This is a genomic window from Aurantimonas sp. NFXS3, from assembly GCF_049132005.1.
Classification (GTDB): Bacteria; Pseudomonadota; Alphaproteobacteria; order Rhizobiales; family Rhizobiaceae; genus Aurantimonas; species Aurantimonas coralicida.
Genome location: NZ_JAGDDZ010000013.1, coordinates 1 through 21,621 on the forward strand (window position 1 = coordinate 1; position 21,621 = coordinate 21,621).

Consider the following 21,621-nt stretch of genomic DNA (forward strand, 5'->3'; position numbering starts at 1 on the left):
GTTCTAGCGGGGCGGCCGCACCCGATCCCATTCCGAACTCGGCCGTGAAACGCCCCAGCGCCCATGATACTTCGTCTCAAGACGCGGGAAAGTCGGTCGCCGCCAGGTCTGCAAATCGCAAGTTGTCAATTGAGACCCCTTCTTCACGCCAAGCACCAAAGCCCCTCGCGCTCCACAGCCGAGGGGCTTTTTGCGTTCAGAGGCTATGTTTTAGGCCTGATCTCAAGCGAGACGGCCGATAGGCGCCCGGTGCGGCTTGAGATGAGAAGACCAGGATGCCTTCCTCGCACTCGGGGCCATCGCGCGATTGTCGCCGACATTGACGGCCCGGCGGGAGTGGCCGGTAGAAGCTATAGGCGCTCTGCGTCAGTTGCCGGCTCTTCCTTATGACTGCGATCTCTCCGGCGAAGGGTGCGCGTGTAGGAACTGACACCGCCGCAGTTCGAGGATGCACTCGCAAGATCACGGAGGAGCCTCCCGTGAAGGCGGCCCCGGCATGTGGCTCCATCCTGAGTTTTCTACACCCTCAGCACGGCGCCGGTTCCCCGTTCAGTGCCTGCCGGCCCGGCCATAATAGCCGCGCATAAGGAGTGGGGTGAGAAACATCGGGATCTGGTAGCAGCCGACGAAGACCATCATGGCCTCCAAAGACGCAGGGGGCAGGGCGACCAGGAACAGCGCAAGATTGCGGTTGCCGGCCATCAGCGCCACGGCGCCGCCGATGGCCGGATCGCTGCCGGCGCGGCGCATGGCGGTGTTGGCCGCGATCTGTAGCCCGAAATTCAGCGCGAAAGCGGCCGCGAGCATGCCGGCGACCTGCAGCGGATCGCGCAGCAGCATCGGCTGGATCGCGTCCATCAGACCGAGGACCAGGGCCGCGAGCAGCAGGGCGCTGACGGCATCGAGCATGACAATCGCGTCCGACTGCGGTGCGGGCCGCCAGATCTGCCGCACGACGACCGCCAGGCCACCGGCCAGCGCAATGACGCCGAGAAGGCGCAATGCGGGCTCCAGCGGTGAGATTGCTGCGCCGGGAAAGACGATCTGCAGGGGCAGCATCGAGGTGAGCGGCAGCAGGATCGTGCCCCAGACCAGAAGTCGCAGGGCGGTCATGCCGTCGAGGCCGGTGAGGGCGGCGAGGCCGGCGCCGCCGGTGATCGGCGCGGCGGCCAGCGTGAGAATGACGACGCTGGCGAGGGGGCCGCTGATATTGCCGAGGTAAAGGATCGCGGCGACGGCGAGGGGCAGCGCGAGCTGCAGGAACAGGACCAGCGGCACGTCGCGGCGCATATGGGTGAGGGACCGCGCGATCTGCGCGGGATCCACCCGCAGGACTGAGACGAAGAGAATCGCGGCGATCAGCGGAAACAGGCCCGCCCGCATGAGTGACGCGAGGCCGGGAAACAGCACGCCGCCGACAAGGCCTGCCACCAGCATCCAGCGCCCATTGCGGGCGATGATCGTCAGAAGCCGTGTCATGGCCTGTCAGGCGCCTTTCTGCTCCGGCCGTCCAGATGGGGACATGCGCCTGTCACTATTCCGCCGCCTACGACGGAAAGTCTGAGCCGGCTGTTCACGCCGGGCTGGGATCCGCGGCGCCGGTCTTGCGCCGATCGCGCCGCCAGGTGGCAGCGGCCAGACAGCCGCCGATGATGGCGAGGACGGTGAGAACGCCGTAGCTGCCGATATAGCTGCCGACATGATTGTGTACCGAGGAGAACAGGGTCGGCCCCACCAGCACGCCGGCGAAGGTGACGAACATCGCGGTTCCCGTAACCGAGCCGACGGCGCGCAGGGGGCTGAGGCGCGCGACTTCGGAGAGATAGACGCCGTTCCAGCCGACGCCGGTGAGGCCGAGCAGCATGAAGGCTGCGATCACCGCGGCGAGCGGCCATTGCGGCGAGACGAAGAGGATCGTGGTCGAGACCACGGCCATCAGCGCGGCGAGGCCCGTGAGAACGGCGAGACCGCTGTGGATGCGATCGGCGACATGGCCCCACAGCAGGCGGCCGACGGCGCCCATGACCTGGACAGCGGCCAGGACCATGCCGGCTTCGACGAGGCCCATCTGCAGCTCCTCCACCAGCAGCACGACCAGGAAGGCGACGAGGCAGAGCTGGATGGCGGAAAAGCAGAAGGACGCCGCGGCCAGCATGAGCAGCGAGCGGTCGGAGCGGATGGTCGTCAGGCCAAGGCCGGCCGAGCGCAGCAGCCGGGTTGCCGGGTTCGCATGGGCATCGAGACGGGCGCGGCCACGCTCGAGCGCGAGCATCAGCACGATGCAGGACGCGGCCACGGCCCACAGCGCGGCGCCCCATCCGAACGCCACGGCCATCGGCGCGCCGATGAGCCCGGCCATGATGCCGCCGATCGGGACGCCGGTCTGCTTGATGGAAAAGAAGAGATTGCGCCGATGCGCCGGCGAATGGCGCTGCAGGAGATCGGAGGCGGAGGGGTTGATCAGCCCGTAGGAGAGGCCGATGGCCAGCGAGCCGGCGATCATGCCGGCCAGATGGGGAATGCTGGCGAGAAGGCAGCCGGCGGCCGTCAGTGCCATTGCGGTCTGGCCGGTGCGGCAGGGGCCCCAGCGCGACACGACCGCGCCGCCGACCAGCGAGGACAGCATCGCCGCCAGATAGACCAGCCCGACCTGATAGCCGACGAAGCTCGACGGCACGCCGAGGGTGAGCGCGACGGCGGGGGCAAGGGCCGGCACGGTCAGCACCGCGGCGGTGCCGAGCGCCTGGATGATGGTGGTCTCGGCCAGCAGCCATGGCAGGCTCACGGCCTCGCCGGGCCGGTCGGAAACGGACGCGTCTGTCGTCATGGGGTGGATGCTGCCTCTGTCGAAGCCGGATGCCGTCGGCGATCCGGTTGCGGGAGCCCGGCAAGACGGGCGCCAAGATCATGCGACCTTACTAGTCTGCCGGGGTCCGGGACAATGGCCGGCGGGTTGCCGTGTCGGACAGGATCGCTGTGGCGTCTTCCGGTAATGGATGAACCGCGGCGTCGGGACGGTTGCGTCGCGAAGCTGCCGGCTCGATCGCTGGCGGAGCCCCGATCCCGACAGCTCGATGTCGCCTCGTCGCTAGACGACGGTCTTCACGCGGTCCCAGGTCTTCTGCAGATGCCGGGCGAGGACCTCGCCGAGCCGCTCGCCATCGCGGTTCCGCAGGGCCACGGCCATCTCCTCGTGCTCGGCGACCGCCTTGGCCCAGGCCTCCGGCCCCTGATTGCCGAGAAAGCGGATGCGCTTCAGCCGGCCCTGGATGGTGCCCTGCACGTCGATGAGCATGTTGTTGCGCGACAGCCGGGCGATGCCGGAATGGATCGCCTGGTTCATCTTGTAATAGGGCAGGCGCTCGCGCTTCTCGTAATAGCCGATCATGGCGTCGTGCACGGCCAGCAATTCGGCGAGCTCGTCGTCGGTGGCGCGTTCGCAGCACAGGCGGCCCGCCAGCTTCTCGAGCTCGGCCAGCACCTCCAGCATCGAGGCGACGTCTTCCGGCGACAGGCGCCGCACGACGCTGCCGCGCGACGGGCGGATGTCGATCAGCCCTTCGCCGGCCAGGGTGCGCAGCGCCTCGCGCAGGGGCGTGCGCGAAACGCCAAGGCTCTGGACGAGGGCCGCCTCGTTGATTCGCGAATCCGGCGCGAGATGCCCCTCGATGATCATGTCGCGGATCCGCCCGGCGACCTGCTCGTGCAGGGTCTGCCGCTGGATCAGGGGCGCGTCCAGCGTCGCCGTCTCTGCCGCATCCATGTGGTTCACCTTCCTGCGTCGCTCGGGTCGTCGCCGAGATTATAGCAAAAAGGGGGCTTGTGGGGGCAAAGAAAAATATCGTATGCAAAATGCGATATGCGGAACCGGTGAGGAAACAGCATGCCCCAGTCCCAAGTCCTGGCCTTTGCCATTGGTGATCCGGCCGGAATCAGCCCGGAGCTGGCCGCGCGGCTTCTCGCCGACCCCGTGGCGCAGACGGCGACCCTTCTGGTGATCGGCGACCGCCGGGTGCTCGACATGGGCGCCGGCCATGCCGGCGTCACGCTGGATCTGCCGAATGTGACGGCCGAGGAACTCGGTAGCGAACGGCCGCAGCGCAGCTGCTTCGTCGATCTGAAGAATTGCGATCCGGCGGCGATCACGCTGGGCGCCTCGAGCCCGGAGGGCGGCGCCTCGGCGCTGGCGAATTTCCGCTGCGCGCTTCTGGCGGCCAAGAACGGCTATGCCGACGCGGTGTTCTTCACGCCCTTCAACAAGCACTCGATGCGCCTGTCGGAAAGCGACTATGTCGACGAGATCGGCTTCGTGAACCGGACCATCGAGGTCACCAAGAACGGCAGCGAGTTCAACGTCCTCGACGAGGTCTGGAACGCCCGCTGCACCTCGCATATCCCGCTGTCGAAGGTCGCCGAGTCGATCACCGAGGATCGCGTCTTCGAGAGCCTGCGGCTGACCATCGAGACGATGCAGGGCGCCGGCTACGAGCGGCCGCGCATCGGCGTCGCCGCCCTCAATCCGCATGCCGGCGACGGCGGCAATTTCGGCACCGAGGATGACGCGATCATCCTGCCGGCTGTCCAGCGCGCCCAGGCCCACCAGATGGCCGTCACCGGTCCGGTGCCGTCCGACACGGTCTTCGTGCGCGCCATGAAGGGCGAGTTCGACGCCGTCCTGACCATGTTCCACGACCAGGGCCAGATCGCCATGAAGCTGATCGGCTTCGATCGCGGCGTCACGCTGATCGCCGGCTATCCGTTCCCGATCGTCACGCCGGCCCACGGCACGGCCTTCGACATCGCCGGACAGGGCATCGCCAATCCGGGCGCCGGGCAGAAGGCGATCGAACTCGGCCTGATGCTGGCGGCCCGAAAGGCTGCCGAGGGGGACATCCTGCCGCCGCCGGAAACGCCGCTGTCGGCACTGTTCGCCAAGGGGCTGCAGGGACCCCGGGCCGCCTGAGGGGGCGAGTGCCCCTCCAATACATCCAAGACGACCGGCAAGGTCGCGTCGCGCAGACACCAGCCACCACTTAACCCAAACGATCTGACGGGAGGACCCACATGATCCACTTCACGCTGAAATCGGCCGTTGCCGCCGCCGCACTTCTGGCCGCCAGCGGCTTCGCCCAGGCGCAGGAAGAAATCATCTTCGGCCTGAGCGCTGCCAACGGTTCGCTGCAGGAGCGCACCGCTAGCGAGTTCGCCCGCCGCGCCAACGAGAAGCTCGGCGACACCGCCGTGGTGAAGGTGTTCGACTCCTCGCAGCTCGGCAAGGACAAGGACATGCTCCAGAAGATCAAGCTGGGCACCATGCACATGACCCTGCCGTCTTCGACCATGCCGGAGATCGCCGCCGAATACGCGCTGTTCGACCTGCCCTTCATGGTGAAGGATCGCGATCACCTGGCGCGGATCGACGAGACGCTGTTCCGCGACGTGCTGGTTCCGGCCGCCGAGGAGCAGGGCTATCGCCCGCTCGCCATCTGGGAGAACGGTTTCCGCCAGATCACCAACAACGAGCGGCCGATCAACACCCCGGCCGACCTGGAAGGCCTGAAGATCCGCACGCCGAACTCGTCCTGGCGCGTCGAGATGTTCAAGACCTACGGCGCCAACCCGACGCCGATGTCCTTCTCGGAAGTCTTCGTCGCGCTGCAGACCGGCGTCATCGACGGCCAGGAGAACCCGCTGACCAACATCTCGGCAGGCAAGCTGAACGAGGTGCAGGAATATCTGTCGATGTCCGGCCACGTCTATTCGCCGGCCTATCCGACCGTCGGCGTCACCGCTTTCGAGAAGCTCGACCCGGAGATCCAGGAGGTGTTGAAGACCACCGCCGAGGAAGTGGCGCTGTGGGCCCGCGAGCAGGGCGCAGCCGATGACGACAAGCTGCTGAAGGAGCTCGAGGAGTCCGGCATGAAGGTCAACCAGGCGGATCGCCAGGCCTTCGTCGACGCCTCCAAGCCGCTCTATGAAAAGTTCGCCGCCGAAGTCGATGGCGGGCAGGAGATGATCGACAAGGCGATGTCGCTCGCCGACTGATCGATCGCGATCCATGACCGGCGGGGAGGGGCGAGGCCTCTCCCCGCCGACCGGTCCGGGCCCTGCCCACAAGAACTCTTCATCGGGGGAACCCACCCATGTCCCGGCTCGCCCGCTGGCTTGACGTCTCACTTCAGGCCGTGACGATCTTCCTGCTCGTCGTCCTCGCTCTCGTGGTGCTGCTCGGCGTCGGCTACCGCTATTCCGGCAATTCGCTGATCTGGTACGACGAGGTCGCTTCGGTGCTCCTCGCCTGGATCACCTTTACCGGCGCCGCCCTTGCGACCATGCGCAATGCGCATCTGAGCTTCAGCGGCCTGCTCTATTCCCTGCCGCCGAAGGGCCGCCTGCTGCTGTTCTCCGGCGTGGAGCTGATCTTCCTCGCGACCTTCGCCGTCATCGGCTGGGCCGGCTGGGCCATTCTCGACATCTTCGGCAACGAGACGCTGATCTCGGTGCGCTTCGTCTCCCGCAGCTTCGTGCAGAGCATCCTGCCGGTCAGTGCGGGCCTGGTGATCCTGGCGCGTCTCCTGACGCTGCCCGAACGCTACGAGGACGCCAGGATCGGGCTCGACCCCGAGGAGCGTGAGATTGCCGCCGAAATCGCTCGCGCCCAGGCCGAGCTTGAAGCTTCGCGCGCTGGAGAATCCAAATGACCGAGGCGTTGATCCTTCTGTCCCTGTTCGTGATGATCGCCATCGGCCTGCCGATCGCCGTCGCGATCCTCGCCAGCGCGCTGGTGGGCGTCTACATCCTTAACGGCCATCTCGGCTTCCTGAACGCCGCGCTGTCGGTGTTCGACGGGGCCACGAGCTTCCCGCTGATCGCCATTCCGCTGTTCATCCTCGCCGGTGCGCTGATGAACACCGGCGGCATCTCGCGCCGGCTGATCAATTTCGTCTCGGCGCTGATCGGCTTCATGCGCGGCGGCCTCGCCATGGTGAATGTCGGCGTGTCGCTGTTCTTCGCCGAGATCTCCGGCTCGGCCGTCGCTGACGTCGCGGCGATCGGTTCGGTGCTGATCCCGGCGATGAAGAAGAAGGGCTATTCGCCCCGCATGGCCGCGGCGGTCACCTCGTCCTCGGCATCGCTGGCGATCATCATTCCGCCGTCGATCCCGATGATCCTCTACGGCGCCCTGTCCGACACCTCGATCGTGCAGCTCTTCGTGGCCGGCATCGTGCCGGGCCTGCTCGGCGGCTTCGGCATGATGGCGCTGTGCTACTATTTCGCGGTGCGCTACGACCTGCCGCGCGAGGAGGCCTTCAGCCTGACCCGGCTCTGGAAGGCGGCGAAGGACGCCGGCTGGGCGCTGATCCTGCCGGTGATCATTCTCGGCGGCATCTTCGGCGGCTTCGTCACCGCCACCGAGGGCGCAGGGCTCGCCGTCATCGCGGCGCTGGTGATCGGTGGCTTCGTCTATCGCGAGATCGACATCCGCCTGTTCTACCATGCGCTGACCGACGGGGTGATCCAGACCGCCGTCGTCATGCTGCTGGTGGCCAGTTCCGCGGTTCTCGGCCTCTATCTGACCGAGACCGAGATGCCGCAGCGTCTGGCGGCGAGCATCACCACGCTGACGACGGACAAGTTCCTCGTCCTGATGATCATCAACGTCTTCCTGCTGTTCGTCGGCATGGTGTTGCACGGGGCCGCGGCGATCATCCTGACGGTGCCGATCTTCATGCCGCTGGTGCATCAGATCGGCATCGATCCGGTGCAGTTCGGCATCCTCCTGACGCTGAACATCGCGCTCGGCCAGCAGACCCCGCCGGTCGCCAGCGTGCTGGTCACGGCCTGCTCGATCGCCCGCACCGACATCTGGCGCACGACGCGGACGAACCTGCCCTTCATCGGAATCCTGCTGGTGGTCCTGCTTCTGGTGACCTACGTGCCGGCCGTGTCGCTGTCGCTGGTGGATTTCTTCTACAAATAGCGCGGCGTCGCCTCACACCACATGCAACGAAAAGGGCCGGTCTCACCGGCCCTTTTTCGTTGTCGCAACTCTGTGGAACATGCGCTTCCCTGCCGCTTCCGCATGGGAGCTATTCGCCAGAGGCCCTAACCGGGACGGCCGCGCCGGCATAATTCAATGGCACAGCAATTCGCTCGGCGAGGAAGAGACATGACGATCGACGCACGCGCTCCCAAGAGCTACTCCCGCATGATCGACTATCTGCGCGGCGCCACCGGCAGCCTGCGCGAAGCACGCCGGATGCGGGCCGAGTTCCGCAACCGCTATCCGCATCTGATGGACTGAGAACGAAGCGCCTGGCGCGGCCTCAAGGGCGCGCCAGTGCATTTTCGGCGAGGATGTCCGGGGTGATCGCATCCAGCGATGGCGCCCCGATCATCGCCATGTCGCGGTCGATCTCGGCCGCGAGCAGCGAGACGGCGTGCCTGACGCCGGCGTCGCCCGCCACGGCGGCTGCGAACAGGAACGGCCGCCCGACAAAGACGAAGTCCGCGCCCAGCGCGATCGCTTTCAGGACGTCGGAGCCGCGCCGCACGCCGCCGTCGAGCATGACGGCCATGTCGCCGGCCGCGGCCTTCACCGCCGGCAGCGCCGCAATTCCCGACACCGCATAATCGAGCTGCCGGCCACCATGGTTGGAGACGATGATGCCGTCCGCTCCCAGTTCGCGGGCCCGGCGCGCATCCTGCGGCGACAACACTCCCTTGATGACGAGTTTGCCCTTCCAGCGCTCGCGCGCGATCGCCGCGTGGCGCCAGGAGAAGGTGCCGCGCCCGCCGAAGGAGCGCACGACGTTCTTGGAGATGATCGCCGGGCCGCGCTCGACATCGGCATTCTCGAAATGCGGCATGCCGTGGTTCATCAGGGTGCGGGCCATGGTACCCATCACCCAGCCCGGCCGCACCACACCCTGCAGGGCGAGATCGAGGCTGGGCTTCATCGGCGCGCCGAAGCGGTCGCGCCTGGAATCCTCGCGGTTGCCGGCCACGGGCACATCCGCCGTGATGACCAGCGTGTCGTAATTGGCGGCGGTGAGGCGGTCGACCATGCCGGTGACCCGCGCGTCGTCGCCGGGCAGATAGGCCTGGAACCAGCGCGCATGGCCTTCCTTTGCGACCCGCTCGAGGCTGATCAGCGAGGTGGCGCTGAGGACCGCCGGAATGCCGCATTCATGGGCGCTGCGGGTGAGGACGATGTCGCCGTCATAGGCGGTGAGGGCGCTGAGCCCCATGGGCGAGATGCCGAAGGGGTGTTTCCAGGTCTTGCCGAACAGGGTGCGGCTCTGGTCGCGGACCGCAAGGCCGGCGAGGATGCGCGGGACGAGGCGGATGTCCTCGAAGTCGCTGCGGTTCGCCTTAAAGGCGGCGCCGGTCTCGACCGAGCCGGAGATGTAGGAGAAGACGCCGCGCGGCAGCCGCTTGCGGGCCGCCGGCTCGAACTCGCCGATATTGAAGATGTTGCGAAGTCTGCGCGGAAGCCGTTCCTCGCGCCGCGCCTCGGCGACGCCGGTGGGGGTGCCCGCAGCCACCCGGCCGCCGGTCTGATCCGTCATCGTGTTCTCCCTGATGGTCCGATGTCTCGTCTCGGTCAGCCCTACCGGCTGGCGTCCAGCGGGCGGTCCGGCAGTGCCTTGCGCAACCGCGCGAGAAGCTCATCCGACAGGGCGACCCCCTCCGCCATCTGCTGGCGGCGAAGACGCAGCGCCCGTTCGCCCGGCAGGCGCACCGCGCTGGCACCGTCAGGCACCTTCGCGCCCCGTGCGGCCCCGGCCATGAAGCCGGTCTGCCGCTCGAAGGCGGCACGGCCGCCATGGTGCTCCGGATCGACGACCATCACGAAGACCGAGGCGCCCCATTGGTCGGGGGCGTCGGCGCGGCCATGGCCGGCCAGACCCGCCGTCAGCATCTCGACGATCAGGCCGAGGGCGAAGCCCTTGTGGCCGTATTCGGTGCCGCCCAGCGGCAGCAGCGCGCCGGCGGGCTCGGCTGTCAGGAGGGCCGGATCGTCGCTGGCCGTGCCGTCGGGACCGATCATCCAGGCGCCGGGCAGGCGGCGTCCTTCTTCGACGCGTTCGCCAACGAGGCTGTTGGTGGTGATCGAGGCGGAGATGTCGACGAGAACAGGATCGCCGCCCGTCGGCCAGCCCGCCGCAATCGGATTGGGCGAATAGATGCCCTCCACGGCGCCGAAGGGCGCCACCGAGGCGGTGGCCGGCGAGGACGAGGCGATGATCGCCGCCATCCCTTCGTCAGTCACCGCCTTCAGATAGGCGGCAAGGCAGGCGACGTGGTGGCTCTGGCCGATCGCCACGGTGGCGACGCCGGTGTCGCGAGCCCGCTGCGTGCATTGAGCGAGCGCTCGGCGCACCAGCACCGGGCCCGGCAGATACTTGCCGTCCCAGGCCGCCGAGGCACCATGGTCGCGAACGACCGAGGGCTCGCCTGCCTTGGTCATGTGCCCGGCCGCGAGCTCCCTGAGATAGCGCGGCAGGAGGGCCAGGCCGTGGGTGGAATGGCCGAGGAGATCGCCTTCGACAAGCGTCTCCGCGACGATCTCGGCGTGACCGGCGTCGAGGCCGCTGGCGGCAAGCGCGTCCTGCGCGTAGCCGATCAGCGCGCGATAATCGTAGCGCTGGCTCATCCCCGGGTTTCCGGCACGCTGCCACTGGCGGGCGGAACGAGGAAGTCGAAGTCGCAGCCCTTGTCGGCCTGGGTCACCGTTTCCAGGAACAGCCGCTTGTAGCCGCGATCGGAACCGGTATGGACCGGGGCGACGAAGCTCTTGCGGCGTTCGGCCAGTTCGGCCTCGCTGACGTCCAGCGAGATCGCGCGGTTCGGCACGTCGAGCGTGATCCGGTCGCCGGTGCGCACCAGGCCCAGCGGGCCGCCCTCGGCGCTTTCCGGCGTCACGTGCAGGACGATGGTGCCGGACGCCGTGCCGCTCATGCGGGCGTCGGAAATGCGGACCATGTCCTTGACGCCGGCGGCGGCGAGCTTGCGCGGGATCGGCATGTAGCCGGCTTCCGGCATGCCGGGCGCGCCCTTCGGTCCGGCATTCTGCAGGACGAGAATGTCCTCGGCGGTCACGTCGAGATCGGGATCATCGACCCGCTCGGCCATGTCGGCGATGGAGGAGAACACCACGGCCCGGCCGGTGTGGCTCATCAGCGCCGGGGTCGCGGCCGACTGCTTCACGATGGCGCCGCCGGGGGCCAGATTGCCGCGGACCACGGCCATGCCGCCTTCCGGATAGAGCGGTGCGGAGACCGGAGCGACGATTGCCTGCTGCCAGCCGGCGGGCGCGGCGTCGATCTCCTCGCCGAGCGTGCGCCCGGTGACCGTCAGGCAGTCGAGATGCAGAAGGTCCTTCAGCTCGCGCAGGATGGTGGTCAGGCCGCCGGCCGCGTGCAGGTCCTGCATGTAATGCTGGCCGGACGGTTTCAGGTCGACCAGCACCGGCACCTTGCGGCCGATCCGGTCGAAGGCGTCGAGATCGAGGGTCAGGCCGAGGCGGCCGGCCATGGCGGCCAGATGCACGATGCCATTGGTCGAGCCGCCGGTGGCGAGCAGCACCGTCAGGGCGTTCTCGAACGCCTTGGTGGTCATGATCTTGTCGGGCGTCAGGTTGCTGGCGGCCATCTGCACGGCCAGCGCGCCGGTGGTCTCGGCGATGCGGCGACGGTCGGCGGAGACCGCCGGCGGGGTCGCGCCGCCCGGCGCCATCATGCCGAGCGCCTCGACGACGAGGGCCATGGTCGAGGCGGTGCCCATCACGCCGCAGGTGCCGGCGCCCGGCACGAGCTGCGAATTGACGTCGGAGATCTCCTCGGCATCAACCTCGCCAGCGCGATGGCGCGCCCAGAAGCGGCGGCAATCGGTGCAGGCGCCGACCTTCTCGCCGCGATGGCTGCCGGTCAGCATCGGCCCGGTGACGAGCTGGATCGCGGGGACCTTCGCGCTCGCCGCGCCCATCAGCTGGGCCGGCACGGTCTTGTCGCAGCCACCGATCAGGACGACCGCATCCATCGGCTGGGCGCGGATCATCTCCTCGGTATCCATCGCCATCAGATTGCGCAGATACATCGAGGTCGGATGGGAGAAGGATTCATGAATCGAGATGGTGGGGAAGGGGACCGGCAGGGCTCCGGCCAGCATGACGCCGCGCTTCACCGCCTCGATCAGGTCCGGGACGTTGGCATGGCAGGCGTTGTAGCCGCTGGCCGTATCGACGATGCCGACGATCGGCCGATCGAGCGCATCGTCGGAATAGCCCATGCCCTTGATGAAGGCCTTGCGCAGGAACAGCGAGAAACCGGCATCGCCGTAGCTCGTCAGTCCCTTCTTCAGCCCCCGTCCGTTCTCTTCCGACATGCGATACGCTCCTTACCCTTTTACGCCTGCTGCTCTGGGTTGACCTGACAGACGATTGCCAAGATTGTCAACAATATGTTTGACACCTGCACAGGTGTCGATAAGGTCCATCGACGCGCTTGGAGGAGTGCGTCAATCCAAAAGGGAGGATCCACCCATGAGAATGACCATTGTCGCGGCTCTCGCCGTTACCACCGCCATCGTCGCGCCCGCCTTTGCACAGGACGCCAAATACTCCGCATCCGACGAGATCAACGTCATGCAGGGCTTCAAGGCCGGCGGCGGTTCCGACGCCCTGGCGCAGCTCGTCCAGCCGTTCCTCGCCGAAGAGCTCGGCGTCAATTTCGTCAACCAGTACATTCCCGGTGCGACCGGCGCGATCGCGTGGACGCAGCTCGCCAAGCAGACCAAGCCCGACGGCGCCACGGTCAGCATCACCAACACCCCGATGCTGACGACGAACTACATCATGAATCCGTCGATCACCTACACCGTCGACGAGATCACCCCGCTGGCCAATGTCGTCACCGATCCGGGCATCGCGGTCGTCGCCAAGGACAGCCCGTTCCAGACCTTCGAGGATTTCGTCAAGGCGGCGAAGGACAATCCGAGCACCGTGACCGTCGGCAATTCCGGCGTCGGCGGCGACGACTTCTTCACTTCGCTGATGTTCGAAAAGGCGGCGGGCGTACAGCTCCAGAAGGTGCCGTTCCAGGGTGACGGCCCGTCCTGGACCGCCGCGATGGGCGGTAAGATCGACGCCAGCTTCACCAATGTCGGCGTCGCCTATCCGCAGGTGAAGGAGGGCAATCTGCGCGCCCTCGCCGTGTTCACCGAAGAGCGCCTGCCGGAGCTGCCGGACGTGCCGACCGCCAGGGAGCTCGGCTACGATCTCGTCGCCGGTTCGTCGCGCGGCTACAGCGGCCCCGGCGGTTTCCCGGAAGAGGCCCGCACGCAGTTCGTGGAGGCGCTGCGCCGGGTGACCGAGAACCCGGAATTCCTCGAGAAGGCCAAGGCATCGGCGATGAACATCGATTTCATCGGCGGTGACGACTACACCGCGTTCCTGAAGAAGCAGGAAGGCGAGTACCGGGAGATCTGGGCCGACATCAAGGACGAAGTCCAGGCCAAGTAGCACCCTTGGGGGCGGCGACCCGCCGCCCCCGCCACAGACTCCGTCCGGAGACCATGTCATGGGTCGAATCCTGGTTGCGCTCGCGGCCATCGCGCTCGTCTTCTTCTTCTGGAGCGAGGCCGCTGCCTATCCCCGAACAGCTGCCCGCCTGCCGAACCTTCTGGGCTGGATCGTCCTGATCCTGGCGCTCGCGGCGATCGCACAGACGCTTCTGGCATGGCGCCGGGAGAAAGTCGCCGGCACGCTGGTGCTCGTCCCGCCCTTCGCATGGCGCGACATCGCCGTCGGGACCGGCTTCGCAGGCCTGATCGTGCTCTATGCCTGGAGCATCAATCATGTCGGCTATCTCGTCGCGACGCCGCTGTTCCTCCTGATCCCGCTGGCCGTGCTGCGGCCGATCGGATGGACCGCGACCGTCCTGACCACGCTCGTGGTGACCGGGTTCATCTGGGCCGTCTTCGTCTACTTCCTGAACCTGTCGATCCCCCTCTACCCGGCCGTCTGAGGAGACCCGTCATGCCTGAATCCTTCCTCTGGATCGGCCTGGCCAATGTGGTCGACCCGATCAATCTCCTGGCGATCTTCGCCGGCGCGCTCATCGGCATGTTCGTCGGCGCGATGCCCGGCCTCTCTGCGACGATGGCCATCGCGCTCTTGTTGCCGCTGACCTATTCGATGCGGCCCGAAACCGGGCTGGCCATGCTCGCCTCGCTGTATCTGGCGGCGATGTATGGCGGCTCCGTCGCGGCGATCCTCTTGCGCACGCCGGGCACGCCAGCGGCGGCGGCCACCGTCCTCGACGGCTATCCGATGGCGCAGAAGGGGCTTGCCGGCAAGGCGCTCGGCCTGTCGCTGACGGCGTCGCTGATCGGCGGCGTCATCTCCTCGATCGTGCTCCTCACCGTCGCGCCGCTGCTCGGCCGGGTGGTGCTGAATTTCGGCCCGGTGGAGATCTTCGCGGTCGCCGTCCTCGGCATCACCATCATCGGCTCGCTGTCGCAGGGATCGGCGATCCTCGGCCTGATGTCCGGCGCGATCGGGCTTCTGATCGCCACTGTCGGCATGGACCCGACGACCGGCACCCCGCGTTTCACCTTCGGGGTGCTGGACCTGTTCGGCGGCGTCAATTTCACCGTCGCGCTGATCGGCCTGTTCTCCATTCCCCAGGCGATCCGGCTGATCGTGCAGGGCAATTCCAACCAGGACGAGCGCGTCTCCAGCGTGCGGGACCGGATGCTGCCGACCGGCGCGGAGTTCCTCAAGCTCCTGCCCAACAGCGTGCGCTCCGGCTTCATCGGCGTCTTCGTCGGCCTCATCCCCGGCACGGGCGGCGATACCGCATCCTGGTTCGCCTATAACGAGGCCAAGCGCTTTTCGCGGCACAAGGCGGAGTTCGGCACCGGCTATCCGGCCGGCATCGTGGCGCCGGAAGCGGCGAACAACGCCGTCGTCGGCGGCGCGCTGATCCCGACCATCTCGCTGGGCATTCCCGGCTCGTCCTCGACGGCGGTGCTGCTGGGTGGCCTGATGGTGCACGGCATCCTGCCCGGACCATCGCTGATGACCGAGCATGGCGACGTCACCTACACGCTGCTCTGGGCGGTGATGTTCGCCAATATCGCGCTGTTCGTCGTCGGCCTCCTGTTCACCCGCGCCTGCATCACCGTGACCCGGATCCCCAACCGCGTCGTCGGCCCGATCATCGTCGTCCTGTCGGTGATCGGCTCCTTCGCCATCAACAATTCGGTGTTCGACGTCGGGCTGATGATCGCCTTCGGCATGGTCGGCTTCGTCTTCGACCAGTTCCGCATCCCGACGCCGCCGCTGGTGATCGGGCTGATCCTCGGGCCGATCCTCGACACGACGCTGCAGCAATCGATGCTGATCGGGCGCAACGACTGGATGATCTTCCTGCAGAACCCGATTTCGGCGACCCTGCTGGCCGTGGCCTTCCTGTCGATCCTGCAGGCAACACCCTTCTTCGGCTCGCTGGCCCGGCTGTTCCGCAAGCCGGCGGCGGCCAGGACCGTTTCCTCGGTGGAGGGGGACGTCGCGGGGAGCCGCGACTGACACCATCGTCAGTTGAGCAAACCTTCCGGCGCCGCTATGCGGGGCCGTTCGATCGCAGGAGTTGCCAATCCATGTCCAGAACGGCCGCACCCGGCGATGCTGACGAAACCTATGCGACGGCCACGGGCCGACAGAGCGGCGAGGAGGCGTCGCTGGAGATCGCCGGGCAGCTGGAGGAAGACATCGTCTTCGGTCGCCTGCATCCCCGCGAACGGCTGATCGAGGAAGACATCTCCAGCCGGTTCCAGGCCAAGCGCCACGTGGTGCGCCAGGCACTGATCGAGCTGGAGCGGCTCGGGCTGGTCAACCGGGTCCGCAATCGCGGCGCGGTCGTGCGGCTCTACAGCGAGGCCGAGGTCGAGGACATCAATGCGGTGCGCGAGCTGCTGGAATCCCATGCGGCATCGCTGATCGAACTGCCGATGTCCGATGAGGCAATTGCCGAGCTCGAGGCGATCCAGGACCGGCACTCGGCGGCGATCGAGGCGGAAGACCGGCGCGGCGTGTTCCGCTCCAACATCGAATTCCATCAGGCGCTGTTTGCCCATTGCGGCAATGCGGCGCTGATCGAGGCGATCAACAGCTTCGCCCAGAAGTCGCATGCCTATCGCTCGATCTTCGTCAACGATAGGGGCTATCTGCTCTGGGCCGCCAATGCGCATCGGGAGATGATCGCGGCGATCCGTTCGCAGAACCGCGCCGAACTGATCGCGCTGTGCCGGGCGCATCTCGCACCGGCGAAGAACCATTACATTGAGATGTTCCGCACCCGCTTCACCTGAGCGCGGCGTTTTACGCCGGCTCGTCCAGATGGGCGATCAGGCGGCGCAGCCGCGCGGCCGCCGCGGCGATCTCCGCCTTGGCGTCGCGCCCGTCCCAGTCGTAGAAGCCGCGGCCGGCCAGCGCACCGGTCTCGCCGCGCTCCAGCATTGCCTGGATCGCTTCATTGGGTTCGGCATCGTGGCAGAGGTCCGGCACGATGCTGCGCTGGGCCAGGATATGGCCGGTGAGGCCGGCGAGATCCTTCTGTTTGAGAAGCCCGGCGATGCACATGCGGGGCCCCAGCAGCCAGCGCGCCGCCCGGTCGATGTCCTCGACGCTTGCCAGCCCCTCGGCCATCAGGTGATAGGCCTCATGCAGGATCGCATGCTGCAGGCGGTTGACGACCGCGCCGGGGACGGGCCGCGGCACGACGATGCTGTCCCAGCCGGCCGCGCGCAGTAGTGCGAGCGCGGTGTCGACCGTCGCCGGCGCCGTCTGGGCGACGCGCACGCTTTCCACCATCGGCAGTTCGTCGGCGGGGTGGAACCAGTGGATGCCAAGGAAAAGATCGGGCCTGGCCAGCCGGTCGGCGATGTCCTGCAGCGGCAGGCCGGAGGTGTTGGAGGCCATCAGCGGGGCCGAATCCGGCCCGTAACGCGCCTCGACCGAGCGGAAGAAGGCGGTCTTCAGCGCCAGATCCTCCGGGATCGCCTCCACGACCATGGCCGGCGGTTCGTCGGGCAGGGCGCCGACGAGGTCAACGCCCGCCGGGGCGGGATCGGCACCGGCCGGATCGCGGGAGACGAGGAGGGTCCGCTTCCCCGAGCGGGCAAAGCCCGCGGCGATCGCCCGGCCCATCGTGCCGGCGCCGACGATGGCGACGCCACTCATCAGGCGTCGTCCCCGCGGCCCGGCATGGCAAAGCCGCGGCCGTCCAGCATCCGCGACAGCGACGCCAGATCGGCGTCGGCGAGCGGGGTCAGCGGCGGGCGCACCCGCTCCCAGCCGCGCTCGCCGGTGGCCAGGCCAATCGTCGCCTTCAGCGCCGGGATCATCGGGAAGGCGGCGACGGCCTTGCGGAAATCGGTGATCGCTGCCTGGCGCTGGTCCGCATCGGCGGCCTGCCGATTGGCGTAGACGTCGTGAATGGCGGCCGGATTGATGTTGGCCGTGGCGCTGATGCAGCCGGCGCCGCCGGCTCGCATCGTGTCCAGCAGGAAGGCCTCCGAGCCAGCGAAGACGGCGAAATCGTCGAAGCCCGCGATCATTGCCCGGGTGTTCTCCCAGTCGCCGGAGGAGTCCTTGATGCCTGCGACCGTGCCCGGATAGGCCTTCAGCAACCGCTCGATCAGCGGCAGCGAGATCGGGACCTGGGCGACCGGCGGGATATGGTAGAGATAGACCCGCAGCCGGGCATCGCCGACGCGCTGGATCACCTCGCTGTAATAGGCGAAGAGGCCGTCGTCGGAGACGTTCTTGTAGTAGAAGGGCGGCAGCATTAGGACGCCGGCGACCCCGCCGTCGACGGCCGCCCGGGTCAGCTCCACCGTCTCGGGAAATGCCGAGGACGCCGTGCCGGGCATCATGCGGGCCGGATCGAGACCGGCCTCGAAGGCAGCCTCCAGTAGCGACCGGCGCTCGGCGACGGCCAGCGAGTTGGCCTCGCTGTTGGTGCCGAAGATCGCCAGGCCGCATTCCTGCGACAGGAGCCAGCGGCAATGGGCGAGCCAGGCCGCCCTGTCCGGGCGCAGCTCCGCGTCGAACGGTGTCACCACGGGCGACAGAACGCCCCTCATCGCATCGGCCGGCATGGTCTAATCCCCCTCAAGATGCGGCGTCGGCGCCGCGGTCGCCCCGTCGTCGCCCCCTCGCGAAAACGGTGCCTACGCCCAGTCGTCGAGGGCGAAGGCGTCGAGCGCCTTGTCGTCGAAGTCGAAGCCGAGGCCCGGCTCGGTCGGCAGGATGAGCCGTCCGCCCTTCGTCTCGAGCTGGCGATCGATCAGCCGGCGGAAATTCAGCACCTGGTCGTCCGGGAAATATTCGACGAACTGGCCGTTGGCGGCCGAGCCGACGAGATGGACGTGCAGATCGTGGAACCAGTGCGGGCACAGTTTGACGCCGTAGCTCGCCGCGGTCGCGCCGATGCGGCGATATTCGCTGATGCCGCCGCACACGGCCGCGTCGGTCTGCAGGATCGCCGCGGCATCCTGGTCGAGCAGTTCCTTGAACCGCCAGCGGCCGGCCTCGATCTCGCCGGTGGCGACCGGGACACGGGTGTTCTGGGCGAGGCGCGCATGGTTGGCGATGTCGTCCGGCGAGAACGGCTCCTCGATCCAGTAGGGATCATAGGGCTCGTAGCGATCCATGAAGCGCAGGCAGGTCGGCAGGTCGCTCCAGGCATTGTTGGCGTCGAGCATCAGGAGAACGTCGGGGCCGATCGCCTCGCGGGCAGCCCGGATGCGGGCCTCCTCGCCGGCGGGGTCGAGCCGGCCGACCTTCATCTTCACTGCCTGAAAACCCAACGCGACATAGCCGGCGAGTTCCTCGCCCAGCGCCTCGGGCGACTTGCCGTCGAGATAATAGCCGCCCGACGCATAGGCCGGCACGCTCACGTCGTGATAGCCGCCGAGATAGCGGTGCAGCGGCATGGCGACGGCGCGGGCGTTGCGGTCCCACAGCGCGATGTCGAGGATCGACAGCGAGCGCATCAGTGAACCGGCGCGGCCCTGCAGCAGGCCCGACGCATACATCTTGCCCCACAGGCCTTCGACGCGCGTCGCATCCTCGCCGATCAGGAGCGGCGCGAAAAGCTCACGCACGCCCTGGGTGACCAGACTGCCGGCATCGCTGCCGCCATAGCAGAAGCCGATGCCACGCACGCCGTCGTCGGTGGTGACGCGGGTGACCGCGTAGTCGCGGTGATGCACCTGCCGGGTCGAGAAGGAGGTCGGAGAATCCAGCGGAACCCGGATCGTCCGCGCCTCGACGGTCCGGATCGTCGACGGTCTTACCATGGTCATCTCCCGTTTGGTCACCCCTTGCATAAACGCCCATGGCAAATTGTCAAAGTAATTGTTGACAATCGGAGCGGTAAATCGCGCCGGCGGAGCGAACGAGGGCATTGCGGGGGTCGGGAGCGGTGCCACTCGAAGGGCCAGCGCCGCCGCTGTGGGAATGCAGTGGCACGGAGCCGTTGCGTTCCTGATGCTCGCGCGGCGTCGAACGGTATGAACGGAAGCTCGGATTCGCCGCCCGGCCGCAAGCGGAGCCCAGCATGCGGCAGAACGCGTTGTTCATCGCGTCATGGCATTCGAAGGGGGAGCCTCGAACGTCGTGCTGGTATCTAGCGGTGTCCTGAAGAACTGCACGCGGGAACAGGCATGCCAGATCGGGCATGCGCAAACGCCATCATCCGCAAAAGCGGACATTCGGGCATTCTCGCGATGTCATGAAAGAATGGTGCACCCGACAGGATGAAAGTGGGCACTGGACGTTGGAGGTCGCGCTGTGATGGCGACCGCTATGCAACTGACTGATTCCACATCGTTTCTCACCGAAGCGACTTCGCGAACTGCGGAGACCACCGAACGATACGAAAAGTGCGCTGCCCGGCTCCTGGCTAATTACCAGCTCGAAACGACAGAGCATCCATCCCTGCCGGGGTACGCCACTTGGCTCACAGACCGTCGTAGTGGGATGAGCCCTTCGAGCTTTCGCCAGTATCGTGCAGCATCGATCTGGGTCTTTGGCCTGATACTTAAGGGCGACAGCGTGAATGCGACCGTCCATGCGGAGGTGCAGCGAGCTATCGCCATCCTTAGCTCACCCCTCCGAAATCCGATGTTCCTGCAGCCGAAGGTCCGGCCCCGAACTTCCGCCCTTAAGCAGAAGCGCATCAGCGGTCTGGATTGGGAGAAGCTGACCGCAGCCCTCTCAGTCTCGAAGCGCCGACATGCTGAGGCGGTCCTTCTGTTGCTCACTGCAGGTCTCGTCACCGGCCTCCGGCCTTCCGAGTGGATCAACACGAGGCTGATCCAAGATACCGAGGAGGGATGGAAGCTGAAGGTGCAGAACGGCAAAAGCACGAACGGCCGGTCGCACGGGCCGACCCGAACCTTGACTTGGAGCGACTGTACCGAGGAGGTGCAGGCAATTCGAGATTGGCAGGGACACCTGAGCACCTGTCTCCTTCGCGAAAAGGACCGAGCCCGCGCAGTTTGGCAGACCTATTACGCTCAGCTCAGAGACACACTCCATGAGGTCTGCCAGGAGCTTTGGCCGCGTCGCCAGCGTAGACCGACATTCTACTCTACCCGGCACACCTTCGCGGCTGCTGCGAAAACGTTTCTGACGCCCTCAGAGGTCGGCGCATTGTTGGGGCACGGCACTGATTTCACCGCGGCAAAGCATTATGCGCGCCCACCGAAGGGAAGAAGCAGGCTGCCAGGGTTCATGCTGCCCACACCTGATCCCGCCGAGGTCCTGCGGGTGCGGCAAGTGCTTGAAGAGAGGCTCAACCGGGCAACGCTTCTACGGGCGGGCTACGAGAGGGCGCACAAATTAAATGAAGCCTTCTCTGATGATCACGATGGCGCGTCCAGCGAATTAGCCGATGGTCCTCTCGTGCTTCGGCCCTGAGATTCGACCTCCTACTGCAATCTCGTGCATCGGCAGTAATGCTAGCTTCGCCCGTGTTACCGATATACCGCCGAGCACTTCATGTCTGCTAGGCGCCCATCTCGGTCATTTAGGCCGCGCTCGCTGCTCCCTGTTAGCGGACATTACGAAGTCGAAGAGGCGAGTTGCCCTGCGCTGGCAGCAGACATGAGGCGGTCAGTCCGGAAGCTGACGTTTCCACCTCGAGTTGAACAAGGACGTCAGCGCGTTCCAGCATATGCGCATCAGGCGGCCCTGTTCGTATGATCCGCGAAAGGGCGGAGCATCTCCCGGGTCATTTTTGGGGCGCGAGGATTGGTATGCGAACCGCTCGAACCCCCGCATGCTCATGGATGCCCCGCCCAGCGATTGAAATGTGGACGAGCCGCTATCGTTTTGCGGCATTTACGTAAGCCGTCCGCTGAAGACCGCACCGGCCGTGGATGCCCATCGCGTTGTGACGGCTCGAGGGTCGCCACTTAGAGCCCGTCCGGAAAGGGTTGAATGGCCGGGATGGCGATGATTCCAGAAGGTGTCTGAAGCCTGATCTGGAAGAGCCATGTGGACCCCGACCACTCGTGCGGAGCATAACCGCGATCACCTGCGCT

General features: G+C 66.8%; 19 protein-coding genes and 1 rRNA gene. 11 read left to right on the forward strand and 9 right to left on the reverse strand.

The annotated features are described in order from the left end of the window. Positions 1-108, forward strand: a 5S ribosomal RNA gene (gene rrf / locus J3367_RS20675); the annotation flags it as partial. 441 nt (positions 109-549) lie between these two features. Here the strand turns inward: rrf and J3367_RS20680 are convergent. The 3 genes from J3367_RS20680 to J3367_RS20690 all read right to left on the reverse strand — a co-directional run bounded on the left by J3367_RS20680 (position 550) and on the right by J3367_RS20690 (position 3,772). Then, positions 550-1,479 carry a hypothetical protein gene (locus J3367_RS20680; RefSeq protein WP_024352351.1) on the reverse strand — a complete coding sequence of 310 codons (930 nt, stop codon included), beginning with the start codon at positions 1,477-1,479 and terminating at the stop codon, positions 550-552. 94 nt (positions 1,480-1,573) lie between these two features. Further along, on the reverse strand, positions 1,574-2,827 hold the full coding sequence (locus J3367_RS20685; protein WP_051141676.1) for an MFS transporter: 1,254 nt from the start codon (positions 2,825-2,827) through the stop codon (positions 1,574-1,576). Between the two features lie 261 nt (positions 2,828-3,088). Further along, complete coding sequence (locus J3367_RS20690; RefSeq protein WP_024352349.1) at positions 3,089-3,772, reverse strand: GntR family transcriptional regulator; 684 nt, start codon at positions 3,770-3,772, stop codon at positions 3,089-3,091. 111 nt (positions 3,773-3,883) lie between these two features. Here J3367_RS20690 and J3367_RS20695 point away from each other — a divergent pair, with 111 nt between their 5' ends. The 5 genes from J3367_RS20695 (at position 3,884) to J3367_RS20715 (ending at position 8,305) form a co-directional block, all read left to right on the forward strand. Beyond that, entirely contained in the window at positions 3,884-4,963 is a 1,080-nt protein-coding gene (locus J3367_RS20695; protein WP_024352348.1) for a 4-hydroxythreonine-4-phosphate dehydrogenase PdxA, read from the forward strand. Between the two features lie 101 nt (positions 4,964-5,064). Beyond that, the gene (locus J3367_RS20700) at positions 5,065-6,045 is read left to right on the forward strand and encodes a TRAP transporter substrate-binding protein (protein WP_024352347.1); all 981 of its coding nucleotides are present in this window, start codon (positions 5,065-5,067) and stop codon (positions 6,043-6,045) included. Positions 6,046-6,143: 98 nt separating this feature from the next. Beyond that, positions 6,144-6,701: a TRAP transporter small permease gene (locus tag J3367_RS20705; RefSeq protein ID WP_024352346.1), complete on the forward strand. Its 558-nt coding sequence runs from the start codon at positions 6,144-6,146 to the stop codon at positions 6,699-6,701. Beyond that, positions 6,698-7,981: a TRAP transporter large permease gene (locus J3367_RS20710; RefSeq protein ID WP_024352345.1), complete on the forward strand. Its 1,284-nt coding sequence runs from the start codon at positions 6,698-6,700 to the stop codon at positions 7,979-7,981. Before J3367_RS20705 ends, J3367_RS20710 begins: the two co-directional genes overlap by 4 nt. Positions 7,982-8,170: 189 nt before the next feature. Next, positions 8,171-8,305 carry a hypothetical protein gene (locus J3367_RS20715; RefSeq protein ID WP_266102179.1) on the forward strand — a complete coding sequence of 45 codons (135 nt, stop codon included), beginning with the start codon at positions 8,171-8,173 and terminating at the stop codon, positions 8,303-8,305. 22 nt (positions 8,306-8,327) lie between these two features. Here the strand turns inward: J3367_RS20715 and J3367_RS20720 are convergent, their stop codons facing one another. Genes J3367_RS20720 through J3367_RS20730 form a run of 3 tightly spaced genes read right to left on the reverse strand, consistent with a single transcriptional unit; the run spans position 8,328 to position 12,390 of the window. After that, complete coding sequence (locus J3367_RS20720) at positions 8,328-9,572, reverse strand: alpha-hydroxy acid oxidase (protein ID WP_024352344.1); 1,245 nt, start codon at positions 9,570-9,572, stop codon at positions 8,328-8,330. Between the two features lie 41 nt (positions 9,573-9,613). Then, on the reverse strand, positions 9,614-10,660 hold the full coding sequence (locus J3367_RS20725; protein WP_024352343.1) for an Ldh family oxidoreductase: 1,047 nt from the start codon (positions 10,658-10,660) through the stop codon (positions 9,614-9,616). Next, entirely contained in the window at positions 10,657-12,390 is a 1,734-nt protein-coding gene (locus J3367_RS20730; RefSeq protein WP_024352342.1) for an IlvD/Edd family dehydratase, read from the reverse strand. The genes J3367_RS20725 and J3367_RS20730 overlap by 4 nt, the downstream gene beginning before the upstream one ends. 157 nt (positions 12,391-12,547) lie before the next feature. On the opposite strand from J3367_RS20730, the gene J3367_RS20735 reads away from it, so the two are divergent. The 4 genes from J3367_RS20735 (at position 12,548) to J3367_RS20750 (ending at position 16,377) form a co-directional block, all read left to right on the forward strand. After that, positions 12,548-13,525, forward strand: a complete 978-nt coding sequence (locus J3367_RS20735; RefSeq protein ID WP_228241227.1) for a tripartite tricarboxylate transporter substrate binding protein — start codon at positions 12,548-12,550, stop codon at positions 13,523-13,525. A gap of 58 nt (positions 13,526-13,583) precedes the next feature. Next, a complete protein-coding gene (locus tag J3367_RS20740; protein ID WP_024352340.1) occupies positions 13,584-14,030 on the forward strand; it encodes a tripartite tricarboxylate transporter TctB family protein in 447 nt (148 codons plus the stop codon). Between the two features lie 11 nt (positions 14,031-14,041). Next, the gene (locus J3367_RS20745; protein WP_024352339.1) at positions 14,042-15,595 is read left to right on the forward strand and encodes a tripartite tricarboxylate transporter permease; all 1,554 of its coding nucleotides are present in this window, start codon (positions 14,042-14,044) and stop codon (positions 15,593-15,595) included. A gap of 71 nt (positions 15,596-15,666) precedes the next feature. After that, positions 15,667-16,377: a GntR family transcriptional regulator gene (locus J3367_RS20750; protein WP_024352338.1), complete on the forward strand. Its 711-nt coding sequence runs from the start codon at positions 15,667-15,669 to the stop codon at positions 16,375-16,377. A 10-nt stretch (positions 16,378-16,387) separates the two neighbouring features. On the opposite strand, the gene J3367_RS20755 is transcribed toward J3367_RS20750, so the two are convergent. The 3 genes from J3367_RS20755 to J3367_RS20765 form a co-directional block, all read right to left on the reverse strand. Next, positions 16,388-17,248: a 3-hydroxyacyl-CoA dehydrogenase family protein gene (locus J3367_RS20755; protein WP_024352337.1), complete on the reverse strand. Its 861-nt coding sequence runs from the start codon at positions 17,246-17,248 to the stop codon at positions 16,388-16,390. Then, positions 17,248-18,168 (reverse strand): dihydrodipicolinate synthase family protein, encoded by a 921-nt coding sequence (locus tag J3367_RS20760; protein WP_024352336.1) that lies wholly within the window; start codon positions 18,166-18,168, stop codon positions 17,248-17,250. Before J3367_RS20760 ends, J3367_RS20755 begins: the two co-directional genes overlap by 1 nt. A gap of 72 nt (positions 18,169-18,240) precedes the next feature. After that, on the reverse strand, positions 18,241-19,371 hold the full coding sequence (locus J3367_RS20765; protein ID WP_029703829.1) for a mandelate racemase/muconate lactonizing enzyme family protein: 1,131 nt from the start codon (positions 19,369-19,371) through the stop codon (positions 18,241-18,243). A gap of 496 nt (positions 19,372-19,867) precedes the next feature. Between J3367_RS20765 and J3367_RS20770 the strand changes: the two genes are divergently transcribed. Beyond that, positions 19,868-20,995: a hypothetical protein gene (locus J3367_RS20770; protein WP_421462528.1), complete on the forward strand. Its 1,128-nt coding sequence runs from the start codon at positions 19,868-19,870 to the stop codon at positions 20,993-20,995. The last annotated feature ends 626 nt before the right edge of the window (positions 20,996-21,621 follow it).